Below are 11932 nucleotides of genomic sequence, written 5' to 3' on the forward strand. Positions count from 1 at the left end.
ACAAGAACAATGACAGCAGCATATGAATACGAAACCCACGAATATGACGTGGTGGTTGTCGGTGCCGGTGGCGCGGGTCTGCGTGCAACATTGGGCATGGCCGAGCAGGGTTTGCGCACCGCTTGCGTGACGAAGGTATTCCCGACCCGGTCACACACAGTGGCCGCCCAAGGCGGCATTGCGGCGTCCTTGTCGAATATGGGGCCAGACCATTGGCAGTGGCACATGTATGACACCGTCAAGGGCTCGGACTGGCTGGGTGACACCGATGCGATGGAATACCTCGCGCGTGAAGCACCCAAAGCTGTATATGAGCTAGAACATTACGGAGTGCCATTCAGCCGGACCGAAGAAGGCAAGATCTATCAGCGCCCATTTGGTGGCCACACCACCGAATTTGGCGAAGGCCCCGCTGTGCAGCGGACCTGTGCCGCCGCCGACCGGACCGGTCATGCGATCCTGCACACGCTGTATGGTCAGTCGCTGAAGAACAACGCTGAGTTCTACATCGAGTATTTCGCCATTGATCTGATAATGTCTGAGGACGGACAGTGTCAGGGTGTCGTGTGCTGGAAGTTGGACGACGGCACGATGCACGTCTTCAACGCCAAGATGGTTGTTCTGGCGACCGGCGGCTATGGCCGCGCCTATTTCAGTGCAACCTCGGCACATACCTGCACCGGCGACGGTGGTGGTATGGTGGCCCGCGCGGGTCTTGCACTGCAGGATATGGAATTTGTTCAGTTCCACCCAACCGGCATCTACGGATCGGGCTGCCTGATCACCGAAGGTGCACGTGGTGAAGGCGGATACCTAACCAACTCGGAAGGCGAGCGATTCATGGAGCGCTATGCGCCTCAGTACAAAGACCTCGCGCCGCGCGACTACGTTAGCCGTTCAATGACCATGGAAATTCGCGAAGGGCGCGGACATGGTGACAACGGCGACCACATCCACCTGAACCTCAGCCATTTGCCAGCCGAAGCTTTGGCGGAACGCCTACCGGGCATTTCAGAATCTGCGCGCGTCTTTGCAGGGGTTGATGTTACCAAGGAACCGATCCCGGTTCTGCCGACCGTGCACTACAACATGGGCGGTATCCCGACGAACTATTGGGGTGAAGTTCTGAACCCGACAGCCGACAACCCAACCGCCGTGGTCCCTGGTCTGATGGCTGTGGGCGAGGCCGGGTGTGCCTCGGTTCACGGGGCAAACCGTCTTGGTTCAAACTCGCTGATCGACCTCGTGGTCTTTGGCCGCGCTGCGGCGATCCGAGCGGGCAAAGTTGTGGATGCCGACGCGTCGAACCCGGTTCTGAACCAGGCCTCTGTCGATAAGGCGTTTGACAGGTTCGATGCGGCGCGCAACGCCAGCGGTGCAATTCCAACCGCAGATCTGCGGCTTGAGATGCAGCGCACCATGCAAGAGGACGCGGCGGTTTTCCGCACCTCGAAGACCATGGCTGAGGGCGTCGAGAAGATGACTGCGATCGCCGCCAAGATGAATGATCTGAAGGTTTCTGACAGATCGTTGGTCTGGAACAGCGATCTGATGGAGACGCTCGAGCTTACCAACCTGATGCCAAGCGCGCTCGCCACCATCGTTGGTGCCGAAGCGCGTAAGGAATCCCGCGGTGCGCACGCCCATGAAGATTTCACCGAGCGCGACGATGAGAACTGGCGCGTCCACACGGTCAGCCGTGTCGATGGCAACAAAGTAGAGCTTAGCTACCGTCCGGTTATCGTTGATCCGCTGACGACCGAAGACGAAGGCGGCATCAGCATGAAAAGAATCGCGCCCAAGGCGCGGACGTTCTAAGGAGAGGAACTTATGGTACAACTGACCCTCCCCAAGAATTCCCGGATCACCACCGGTAAAACCTGGCCCAAGCCCGATGGCGCGACCAATGTGCGCAAATTCCAGATCTATCGCTGGAACCCGGATGATGGCCAGAACCCGCGTGTCGATACCTATTTCGTCGACATGGACACTTGCGGCCCGATGGTTCTGGACGCGCTGATCAAGATCAAAAACGAGATTGACCCAACCCTGACTTTCCGCCGGTCCTGCCGCGAGGGCATCTGTGGTTCCTGCGCGATGAATATCGACGGGATCAACACGCTGGCCTGTATCTATGGCATGGATGAGATCAAGGGCGACGTGAAAATCTATCCGCTGCCTCATATGCCAGTGGTCAAGGACCTGATCCCTGATCTGACTCATTTCTACGCCCAACACGCCTCGATCATGCCGTGGTTGGAGACTAAGACCAATCGTCCGGCAAAAGAGTGGAAGCAATCCATCGAAGACCGCAAGAAATTGGATGGTCTCTATGAATGTGTGATGTGTGCCAGTTGCTCGACCTCGTGCCCCAGCTACTGGTGGAACGGCGACCGCTATCTCGGCCCTGCCGCGCTGTTGCATGCTTACCGCTGGATCATCGACAGTCGGGATGAGGCCACCGGTGAGCGTTTGGACGAGCTGGAAGATCCTTTCAAGCTGTATCGCTGCCACACCATCATGAACTGCGCCAAGACCTGTCCCAAGGGTCTGAATCCGGCCAAAGCGATTGCAGAAATCAAGAAGATGATGGTGGACCGCGCGGTCTGATCACGCACCAAAACAAAGCACTTGCCGGGTTGCGGCAAGTGCATGCCGCCTCTGCAAAACTATGCGATGCGCTTGTACGAGCGCGGATCTAAAGTTGGCGCAGGGAGGAGTGATGAGTTCGAAAAGAGGTCACTCCGATGAACATGCAAAACCAAAAACACGACGCGGCCAAAGCGTTGGAATTTCTGGAGCAAGCTTGGGCCTATTATACGCCCGAGCCCAAAGTTCCGGCCAAAGACGAAACACCAGAATTGTTTGAATATGCGAACGCGGCGTAACCGTGTCGCGCGGGCTTGAAAATTACGACACAATAGGCAATGCAGAGCTATGCCCGTTCTATTGCTTCTGCTCGCCGCTGGCGTTTTTGCCTATTTTTTCTGGCGGTCCCGCACGTCGTCTCTGACGCGCGACTGCAGGTGGCGGCAACATCGAAGCGAGGGCCAGTGGCGCTGTGCTTACTGTGGCGCGGTGTCAAAATCTGACGTTGAGCCCACGCAGTGTCTGAAAGGGCAATAGCTGCTGTTGGGGGTTTCCCACCGGGCCGAACTGCGCCACTCTCGGCCCATGTCAGAATCTCGGAATACTCCCCGCCCACCCATGGATGCAGATGCGCGCCGCGCGATTGCGCCCGTTATTTGCTACCCGAATGAAGGGCTACCAAAACCCGATCTAGGGCTCTATCAAACTGCGCGTGATACAGCGCACAAAACGGGTGAGGTGTTGGTGCCACCGCGAGATGCGCAATGCTTTGAGGTGCCTGCAGGACATTTCTTTCGGATCACTTCTGTTGAAGGATCGCAAGTTGGCGATCTAAACCTGTGGAACCTCAACGACCTTTCCGAGCGGTTCTATTCCGGCAAGACGCGCGCGTTGCATGGCACACATATCACCGTGGGTGAGCGCATGTGGTCGAGCTTTCCACATATGCGACCGATGGCGACAATCATTGCAGATACGCTGGGGTGGTACGGAATCGATGATTTCGGCGGGTCGGTGCACGATGTGATCGGGACCCGATGTGATCCCTATACCGGTAATCTGCTAACTGGATCCCAGTACCATCACTGTTGCCATTCGAATCTGACACGCGCGCTGGCGGATCATTTGGGCGTCTCTTTGGCCGAAGCCGAGCCTTCGGTACATGATGTATTGAACGTGTTCATGTGCACCGGTTTCACGCGTGATACCGGGCAGTATTTCATGAAAGCCTCACCTGTCCGTCCGGGAGACTATCTTGAGTTTTTCGCCGAGATTGACCTGCTGGGAAATCTAAGCGCGTGCCCGGGCGGTGATTGCTCGTCCGAGCATTCATCGGATACCGCAGCCTGTTATCCCCTGCTGGTAGAAACCTTTGCCCCGGCTGAAGGTGCGCTTGAGGGATGGCGCAGCCCCGCGCGCAACGGATATGACCGCACGCACGGGCTCTAGATATCGCGCAATTCAGCTGTCCGGGAACGCCGCCTGCAGCGCGATTTCGACCATATCGCCAAAACTGCTTTCTCGGTCCGAGGAGGGCAGGGCTTCGCCGGTCAGCAGGTGGTCCGAGACTGTCAGTACCGCCAATGCGCGGCATTTGTGACGCGCGGCAAGGATGTAAAGCTCTGCCGCTTCCATCTCGACACCCAAAATACCGTGCCGAACCATTTGTTCGTTCAGGTCCGGGCGTTCGTCATAAAAGACATCGGATGAATAGATGCCGCCAACATGGGTTGGCGTACCTTTGGCTTGTGCAGCCAATGCTGCAGACTGCAAAAGACCCCAATCCGCGCAAGGGGCGAAGTTCATTTCTCTCATGATCCCGCGCGAAGGGGTGCTGAGTGTGGTCGACGTCATCGCCAGAATAACATCACGCACATTCACACTGTCTTGCATCCCGCCACATGACCCGATCCGGATCAGAGTTTTGGCGCCGTAGTCACGGATCAATTCGTTCACGTAGATCGACAGAGACGGCATCCCCATGCCACTACCCTGAATGGTAACACGATTTCCTTTCCAGGTGCCGGTGAACCCCAGCATGCCACGCACTTCGTTTACCAGCTTTACGTCTTCAAGAAACGTTTCGGCCGCCCATTTTGCGCGATACGGGTCGCCGGGCAAAAGAACGGTTTCGGCAATCTCGCCTTTTTGGGCTCCAATATGGATAGTCATTTTGCCACTTGCCCCCGATCAGATTTCCAGATCAGTAATATCGGTACCGGCTTTTATGGCGTCATGAACCCACTGCGGTTTGCGGCCCCGCCCGGTCCAGGTTTGCGACGGATTGTTCGGATTTTGATACTTCGCTTTAGATGATTTTACCGATTTAGCGCTGTCTCCTGACAATTCAGACAACGAAAACCCATATTCCGCCGCCGCCTTTTCGGCGGCTTTCAACGCTTCTTTTCGCTCACGCACTTCGGCGGTTTTTAGCGCCTTTTCGACCCGATTGCGCAATTCGAGCAGTTCTTTGCGCGACATTTTTTCAAGATCGATTGCCATAATCTTCTCCATTTCGGCTATTCCCCTACTTATTGCAGGGGAAATTGAATAAACCCGAACCTATCTATTCCCATTTTACCGGAAATAGAAATGGAGATTTCTGTAATATGCTTTTCTATTCAGCCGCAATTTCCGTTGGGTCAACCAATGTGACGATATCGCCCATGATTGCATTCAATTCGAAATTTTTCGGCGTATAGATTTTCGATACACCCATGGAACGCAATTGATCCGCGTCCTCATCGGGGATGATCCCACCTACAATGACGGGAATATCGCTTAGCCCTGCTGCTTTCAGCCGCGTCATCACGTCCTTCACCAAAGGCAGGTGGCTGCCAGAGAGGATCGATAGACCAATCACATGCGCTTTGTCTTCTTGTGCCGCAGTTACGATTTCTTCGGGCGTAAGACGAATACCTTCGTAACTGATGTCCATGCCACAGTCGCGTGCGCGGAAGGCGATCTGTTCGGCTCCGTTCGAGTGTCCGTCCAGACCAGGTTTGCCAACAAGAAACTTCAGCCTGCGCCCCAGACGGTCGCTTACCGCATCTACGGCTGCGCGCAAGTCTTCCAGACCTTCGGTTTTGTTCGAAACAGATCCCGAGACGCCGGTTGGTCCACGATATGTACCGTAGGCCTTGCGCATTTCCTCGGCCCATTCGCCAGTTGTGACACCGGCCTTGGCCGCAGCGATTGAAGGTGCCATCACGTTGGCACCGGATCGCGCTGCTTCGCGCAATGCTTGCAGCGCCGCGGCCACTGCTGCGTCATCCCGATCCGCGCGCCAGTCGTTCAAGCGCCCGATTTGTTCCTGTTCAACCGCCGGGTCGACGACCATGATGCCGCCATCCTCGGTCTGCAAAGGTGAGGCTTCGCCCTCGGTCCATTTGTTTACGCCAACGACAACGGTTTCATTGCGTTCAATACGGTTCAGGCGCTCGGCATTGGACTCGACCAGCCGCGATTTCATGTATTCGATCGAGGCTACCGCGCCGCCCATCGATTCGAGATTAGCCAATTCGGCTCGTGCGCCATTTTTAAGTTCTTCGACTTTGGCGTCGACAACCGGATTGCCGTCGAACAAATCGCCATATTCCAGCAGATCGGTTTCATAGGCGAGGATTTGTTGCATCCTCATCGACCATTGCTGATCCCAGGGACGAGGCAGGCCGAGCGCTTCGTTCCATGCAGGCAACTGCACCGCACGTGCGCGGGCACGTTTGGATAGCGTCACCGCAAGCATTTCAATCAGTATGCGATAAACGTTGTTTTCCGGCTGCTGTTCGGTCAGCCCCAGCGAGTTTACCTGAACGCCATAACGGAATCGGCGGAACTTGGGGTCTTCAATGCCATAGCGCTGCTGCAGAATTTCGTCCCAAAGATCCACAAAGGCGCGCATTTTGCACATTTCGGTGACAAACCGGATGCCCGCATTCACAAAAAACGAAATCCGCCCGCAGAGTGCCGGGAAGTCTTCAGCCGGAACGCGCGGGCGAAGTTCGTCCAGCACTGCAATGGCAGTCGCCAGAGCATAGGCCAGCTCTTGCTCAGGCGTCGCGCCTGCTTCTTGCAGGTGGTACGAACACACATTCATCGGGTTCCATTTGGGCACGTTATCGTAGCAATATTCGGCCACGTCCGCGATCATCTTCAGCGATGGCTTTGGTGGGCACACATAAGTGCCGCGGCTCAGGTATTCCTTGATCAGGTCGTTCTGGACGGTCCCCTGCAATTTCGAGACATCCGCGCCCTGTTCCTCGGCAACTGCGATATAAAGCGCCAAAAGCCAAGGAGCAGTCGCATTGATCGTCATCGAGGTATTCATCTGTTCCAGCGGAATTTGATCGAACAGAACCCGCATGTCCCCCAGATGGCAGATCGGAACCCCAACTTTTCCAACTTCGCCGCGCGCCAAAGTGTGATCGCTGTCATACCCTGTTTGGGTTGGCAGATCGAAGGCCACGGACAGGCCGGTCTGACCTTTGGCCAGGTTCGCACGATAAAGCGCATTTGACGCTTTGGCCGTTGAGTGACCGGCGTATGTACGGATGAGCCAGGGGCGATCTTTCTGCAACTGCGTCATGGGTCGTGCCTCGCGGATCGGTGGGTAACAAAATTACGTTCTATGGTGGTAAATAGTAATTTTCAGTACATGTCAATTCGCTGCGTTGCGGCATCGACGGTTTCTGCAGATTGTGGGTGGTCGCGTTTGATGGCACTGTGCCCGAATGATGCAGACTGTGGAAATCCCGCTTTGGCTGTTTGTGCTGATCGTGCTGTTTGCCGCGGTCACACTTGCCTCGCATTTTTTGTTTCCGTCGGTGCGCTGGTTTTTCCGCCGCCGCCTTGAGCGCGCCGTCGCACGGTTGAACAAGCGCCTTCAGCGCCCGATCCAACCGTTCAAATTGGCGGGGCGGCATGACATGATTCAACGGCTTATCTATGACCCGCAAGTAAGCCGGGCGGTGCAGCATCATGCCAAAGAAGAAGGTGTGCCTGACGCTGTTGCCTCAGAATTGGCACGGCGTTATGCGCGCGAGATTGCGCCCTCATTCTCGACAGTGGCGTATTTCAGCATCGCGATCCGTTTTGCCCGCATGCTGAGCAACGCCTTTTACAAGGTGCAGTTGGGTTACGAGGACAAAGCCGCGCTGGACAATATCGATCCCGATGCGACGGTCGTTTATGTCATGAACCACCGCAGCAATATGGATTACGTGCTGGTCACCTATCTGGCGGCAGACCATTCGACCTTATCCTATGCTGTGGGCGAATGGGCCCGTGTCTGGCCTCTAAGTCGATTGATTCGCGCGATGGGGGCCTATTTCATTCGCCGCAAGTCGGGTAGCGACCTATATCGACAGGTCCTTGCAAGCTATGTAAGACACGCGACCGAAGCGGGCGTGACGCAGGCCATGTTCCCTGAGGGCGGGCTGAGTCTGACTGGCAAACTGGGGCGCCCCAAGCTGGGATTGTTGAAGTATATCCTTGACGGAGTCGAACCGCAGGGGCGGGATGTGGTGTTTGTTCCGGTTGCTTTGAACTATGATCGGGTGCTTGAAGATACCGTATTGACGGCAGCAGCGAAGGATAGTGAACGCCGCTTCCGCGCGCGGATCGGGGTTATCACCCGTTGGTCGCTCAAGCAGATCTGGCGCAGGCTAGTCGGGCGCTACAAGAGATTCGGGATTGCCTCGGTGCGGTATGCGACACCGATTTCTCTGAAGGAATTTCGAGTCGCGCACGAACGGGACCTAACGACCGATCTGGCCCGCGAGTTGATGCGCAGGATCGGCGCCGCAATTCCCTTTGTTCCAGTGCCTGCTGCGTGTCGGCTGGTTCAGGAAGAAGGTGAGATGTCAGAGCAGGAGTTGAAGGCGCGTTTGCTGACGTTGGGCGGCGACGCGGTTGCCCAGGATGATGGAGAGGCTGTTGACGATGCCATCAATCAGTTGGTCGAGCGACGGATTCTGCGTCGCGAGGCTGGAGTGTTGCGCCCATCAGGCGAGCGATCAGAGCTGCTTACTTATTACGCGGCAGCATCAGAACCCGTTGTTCGGGCTGAGAATGATGCAAGTGCAGAAAGTATTTCTGCAACTGCTGGGTCATAAAATTACAAAATAGATACCAAAAACGGTTGCAATATTACTCAGGGGCTAATATTTCGTCTTTGGAAAGCCGCGATTCTGCGGCGCGGCAACAGTTGGAAAAAGGAGGCCAGCATGGCTTTGGATGTCGACAGCGGTATCGCGTCGTATGAGGCGCCGGAAAAGGACCTCTACGAGATGGGTGAAATCCCCCCGATGGGGTACGTTCCCAAGCAAATGTATGCCTGGGCCATCCGGAAAGAGCGCCACGGTGAGCCAGACACAGCGATGCAGCTGGAAGTCGTTGATGTCCCGAAGCTGGACAGCCACGAAGTGCTGGTTCTCGTTATGGCGGCGGGTGTGAACTACAACGGCGTCTGGGCATCGCTTGGCAAGCCGATCAGCCCGTTTGATGGCCACGGCCAACCCTTTCACATCGCAGGTTCAGATGCGTCGGGCATCGTCTGGGCGGTTGGTGACAAAGTGAAGCGCTGGAAAGTCGGCGATGAAGTCGTGATTCACTGCAACCAGGACGATGGCGATGACGAACACTGCAATGGTGGTGATCCGATGTATTCGCCCAGCCAGCGCATCTGGGGATATGAGACACCTGATGGCTCGTTCGCGCAGTTTACAAATGTTCAGGCACAGCAGCTGATGCCGCGTCCCAAGCACCTGACCTGGGAAGAAAGCGCCTGCTACACGCTGACCTTGGCAACAGCCTATCGGATGCTTTTTGGGCACGAACCGCACGATCTGAAGCCGGGCCAGAACGTCCTGGTTTGGGGCGCATCGGGCGGTCTGGGCTCTTACGCGATACAGCTGATCAACACTGCGGGTGCCAATGCGATCGGCGTGATTTCGGATGAAAGCAAGCGTGAGTTTGTGATGGACCTTGGCGCCAAAGGCGTCATCAACCGCAAGGATTTCAACTGCTGGGGCCAGCTGCCCACGGTGAATACTCCGGAATATGCTGAATGGTTCAAAGAAGCCCGCAAGTTTGGCAAGGCCATCTGGGATATTACCGGCAAAGGTGTGAACGTCGACATGGTGTTCGAGCACCCCGGCGAAAGCACGTTCCCGGTGTCCACTTTTGTCGTGAAAAAGGGAGGTATGGTTGTGATCTGCGCCGGGACCACTGGCTACAATCTGACCTTCGACGTGCGTTACATGTGGATGCACCAGAAACGCTTGCAGGGCTCGCATTTTGCGCATCTCAAACAGGCCTCGGCTGCAAACCAGCTAATGGTCGAGCGCCGCTTGGATCCGTGCATGTCCGAAGTGTTCACTTGGCAGGATCTGCCTGAGGCGCACATGAAGATGATGCGCAACGAACACAAGCCGGGCAACATGTCGGTGCTGGTTCAGGCTCCGCATACAGGCATGCGCACCCTTGAAGAAGTATTGGCTGCCCGCGACTAACGGTCCCAGGCGAACAGCAGCTGCAACACCCGCTGGGCGCACACACGCCTTGCGGGTGTTCATCGTTTCTATCGATGATTATGTATTTTCAATGCTTTAAGAAATCGCCCCCCGCTATTTCTGGGGAGTAGAAAGCAGCGAGTAGGCCGAATTAGTCTGCACATGTTATGGTTGTGTTAACCCTTCGTTAACTATTTCGGGGACACCCTGATGGCGCAAAATGAGTGGATTTTGGACGTTCTGTCGGACCTCAACGCCTTTGCTGTGGCGAATGGGTTGAGCGCGCTGGCCGAGCAGCTTGACGACACAAGACTGATCGCCGCGGCCGAGATTGCGTCCTCAAAGGATGAGGCTTGCGCGCCCGCGAATGGGAAGAAAATTCGATTTGAGCCAGATCCTAGGGGATTTGGAAAGCACCAGCACGCTTGACGAGCTGACCAGCGTAGCAGTCCAGTTGCGGGACAAGCTGCAAATTGACCACATGACATATCATTGGGTTGATGGGGCCGGGGATCAATACGGGTTCACGACTTATTCGGATGCCTGGGATGAACGGTATCGAGACAGGAATTATCATCGTATTGATCCGGTTATTCTGGGTTGTTTTCAGCGATTTCACGCTGTGGACTGGAAACAGCTGAACTGGTCGGGCAAAGCAGTAAAGGCCTTCCTGCAGGACGCGCAGGAACATGGCGTCGGCAATCAGGGCTATTCGATCCCGCTGCGGGGGCCAGGCGGGCAATTCGCGCTGTTTACGGTCAACAACAGCTGTGATGACATCGCATGGCAGGCATTTGTCGAAACGTATGGCCGCGATCTCATATTGGTGGCGCATTTCCTCAATCGAAAAGCGCTGGAATTTGCAAAAGAACGGCAGCCGGACAACATGCGGGGGCTCTCGCCCCGCGAAATCGATGCAATGACATTGCTGGCGCTGGGGTATAGCCGAGCGCAGGTGGCGCACTCTCTTTCCATTTCTGAGCATACGCTCAGGGCCTATATCGAAAGCGCACGCTCAAAACTCGGTGCGCAAAATACGACTCATGCAATCGCCACTGCACTCAGTAGAGGATTAATAGTCGTTTAACGACCGTACGGTGGTCTCACCTTAAATTAACCACGTGTTCGTACCCCCTTTGTTCCAACTATGGACGATAAGGGGAACACGTCATGTTGCGTTATTTGTATGCCGATGAGCTGCATAAATTTCCGGAATTGGCCAGGGGGATGTTCAGGGATCGCGCGGATCAGTTCAAAACCCGCCTTGGCTGGGATGTTAAGGTTAATGAAAAGGGGGAAGAGCGGGATCAGTATGATGACCTGAACCCGCTCTATGTGATTTGGGAAGAGGCAGATGGCAGCCATGGCGGGTCCATGCGGATCCTACCGACGACCGGTCCGGTCATGGTGAACGACATATTCGGACATCTCACCGGAGGCAGTCCGATCCGAAGCCCACTAATCTGGGAGGTCACTCGCTTTTGCCTCTCGCGCAACGCCAGCGCTCATACTGCTGGGGCCATCATGCTGAGCGGCGGTGAGGTGATGGAAGGGTTTGGCCTGACCCACATAGCGGGGGTCTTTGATGCCCGCATGATCCGGATCTACCGTATGATCGGATCGTCTCCGGTGGTTTTGGGCACCGAAGGGAAAGGGCGCGATCAGATCTCGGTCGGCCTGTGGCCTTATTCAGCGGATGATTGCAACCGTGTAGCAGCGCGCGCAGGCATCCCGCGAGAGTTGTCGCGCCTGTGGTTCAAGACAGCATTTGGCCATGGCGCACAGCACCGGTTCGCTTTGTCGGCCTAAGCATACGGAAAAACCAATCCACA

11 protein-coding genes are annotated in these 11932 nt (G+C 55.9%); 8 read left to right on the top strand and 3 right to left on the bottom strand.

Features of this window, described 5'->3' with window-relative positions:
- The first annotated feature begins 9 nt into the window (after positions 1 to 9).
- From sdhA to ACR0A1_RS15760, 4 genes are all read left to right on the top strand, one after another.
- The gene (sdhA, locus tag ACR0A1_RS15745; protein ID WP_480868289.1) at positions 10 to 1818 is read left to right on the top strand and encodes a succinate dehydrogenase flavoprotein subunit; all 1809 of its coding nucleotides are present in this window, start codon (positions 10 to 12) and stop codon (positions 1816 to 1818) included.
- Between the two features lie 12 nt (positions 1819 to 1830).
- A complete protein-coding gene (locus ACR0A1_RS15750; protein WP_170408332.1) occupies positions 1831 to 2610 on the top strand; it encodes a succinate dehydrogenase iron-sulfur subunit in 780 nt (259 codons plus the stop codon).
- A gap of 137 nt (positions 2611 to 2747) precedes the next feature.
- On the top strand, positions 2748 to 2888 hold the full coding sequence (locus ACR0A1_RS15755; RefSeq protein ID WP_170395806.1) for a hypothetical protein: 141 nt from the start codon (positions 2748 to 2750) through the stop codon (positions 2886 to 2888).
- Positions 2889 to 3174: 286 nt separating this feature from the next.
- Positions 3175 to 4038 (top strand): urea carboxylase-associated family protein, encoded by an 864-nt coding sequence (locus ACR0A1_RS15760; protein ID WP_480868291.1) that lies wholly within the window; start codon positions 3175 to 3177, stop codon positions 4036 to 4038.
- A gap of 12 nt (positions 4039 to 4050) precedes the next feature.
- Here ACR0A1_RS15760 and deoD read toward each other — a convergent pair whose 3' ends face one another.
- The 3 genes from deoD to ACR0A1_RS15775 all read right to left on the bottom strand — a co-directional run bounded on the left by deoD (position 4051) and on the right by ACR0A1_RS15775 (position 7174).
- Entirely contained in the window at positions 4051 to 4761 is a 711-nt protein-coding gene (gene deoD, locus ACR0A1_RS15765; protein ID WP_170395810.1) for a purine-nucleoside phosphorylase, read from the bottom strand.
- A gap of 18 nt (positions 4762 to 4779) precedes the next feature.
- A complete protein-coding gene (locus tag ACR0A1_RS15770) occupies positions 4780 to 5091 on the bottom strand; it encodes an H-NS histone family protein (RefSeq protein WP_170395811.1) in 312 nt (103 codons plus the stop codon).
- Between the two features lie 115 nt (positions 5092 to 5206).
- The gene (locus ACR0A1_RS15775; protein WP_170626168.1) at positions 5207 to 7174 is read right to left on the bottom strand and encodes a protein meaA; all 1968 of its coding nucleotides are present in this window, start codon (positions 7172 to 7174) and stop codon (positions 5207 to 5209) included.
- 145 nt (positions 7175 to 7319) lie between these two features.
- Between ACR0A1_RS15775 and ACR0A1_RS15780 the strand changes: the two genes are divergently transcribed.
- The 4 genes from ACR0A1_RS15780 to ACR0A1_RS15795 all read left to right on the top strand — a co-directional run bounded on the left by ACR0A1_RS15780 (position 7320) and on the right by ACR0A1_RS15795 (position 11909).
- Positions 7320 to 8702, top strand: a complete 1383-nt coding sequence (locus ACR0A1_RS15780) for a 1-acyl-sn-glycerol-3-phosphate acyltransferase (protein ID WP_480868293.1) — start codon at positions 7320 to 7322, stop codon at positions 8700 to 8702.
- A 111-nt stretch (positions 8703 to 8813) separates the two neighbouring features.
- Positions 8814 to 10100, top strand: coding sequence for a crotonyl-CoA carboxylase/reductase (gene ccrA / locus ACR0A1_RS15785; protein WP_170395824.1), 1287 nt, complete (start codon positions 8814 to 8816; stop codon positions 10098 to 10100).
- Positions 10101 to 10467: 367 nt separating this feature from the next.
- Positions 10468 to 11187 carry a helix-turn-helix transcriptional regulator gene (locus ACR0A1_RS15790; RefSeq protein ID WP_170395826.1) on the top strand — a complete coding sequence of 240 codons (720 nt, stop codon included), beginning with the start codon at positions 10468 to 10470 and terminating at the stop codon, positions 11185 to 11187.
- Positions 11188 to 11270: 83 nt separating this feature from the next.
- On the top strand, positions 11271 to 11909 hold the full coding sequence (locus tag ACR0A1_RS15795) for an acyl-homoserine-lactone synthase (protein WP_170647111.1): 639 nt from the start codon (positions 11271 to 11273) through the stop codon (positions 11907 to 11909).
- Positions 11910 to 11932 lie beyond the last annotated feature (23 nt).

The organism is Ruegeria sp. D6 (assembly GCF_056534365.1).

Excerpts from the sequence above, each read along its gene's own strand:
- ACR0A1_RS15755 (WP_170395806.1), top strand. The coding sequence starts at position 2,748 with ATGAACATGCAAAACCAAAAACACGACGCGGCCAAAGCGTTGGAATTT.
- ACR0A1_RS15790 (WP_170395826.1), top strand. The coding sequence starts at position 10,468 with ATGGGAAGAAAATTCGATTTGAGCCAGATCCTAGGGGATTTGGAAAGC.
- sdhA (WP_480868289.1), top strand. The coding sequence starts at position 10 with ATGACAGCAGCATATGAATACGAAACCCACGAATATGACGTGGTGGTT.
- ACR0A1_RS15775 (WP_170626168.1), bottom strand. The coding sequence starts at position 7,174 with ATGACGCAGTTGCAGAAAGATCGCCCCTGGCTCATCCGTACATACGCC.
- ACR0A1_RS15750 (WP_170408332.1), top strand. The coding sequence starts at position 1,831 with ATGGTACAACTGACCCTCCCCAAGAATTCCCGGATCACCACCGGTAAA.
- deoD (WP_170395810.1), bottom strand. The coding sequence starts at position 4,761 with ATGACTATCCATATTGGAGCCCAAAAAGGCGAGATTGCCGAAACCGTT.
- ACR0A1_RS15780 (WP_480868293.1), top strand. The coding sequence starts at position 7,320 with ATGATGCAGACTGTGGAAATCCCGCTTTGGCTGTTTGTGCTGATCGTG.
- ACR0A1_RS15760 (WP_480868291.1), top strand. The coding sequence starts at position 3,175 with ATGTCAGAATCTCGGAATACTCCCCGCCCACCCATGGATGCAGATGCG.
- ccrA (WP_170395824.1), top strand. The coding sequence starts at position 8,814 with ATGGCTTTGGATGTCGACAGCGGTATCGCGTCGTATGAGGCGCCGGAA.
- ACR0A1_RS15770 (WP_170395811.1), bottom strand. The coding sequence starts at position 5,091 with ATGGCAATCGATCTTGAAAAAATGTCGCGCAAAGAACTGCTCGAATTG.
- ACR0A1_RS15795 (WP_170647111.1), top strand. The coding sequence starts at position 11,271 with ATGTTGCGTTATTTGTATGCCGATGAGCTGCATAAATTTCCGGAATTG.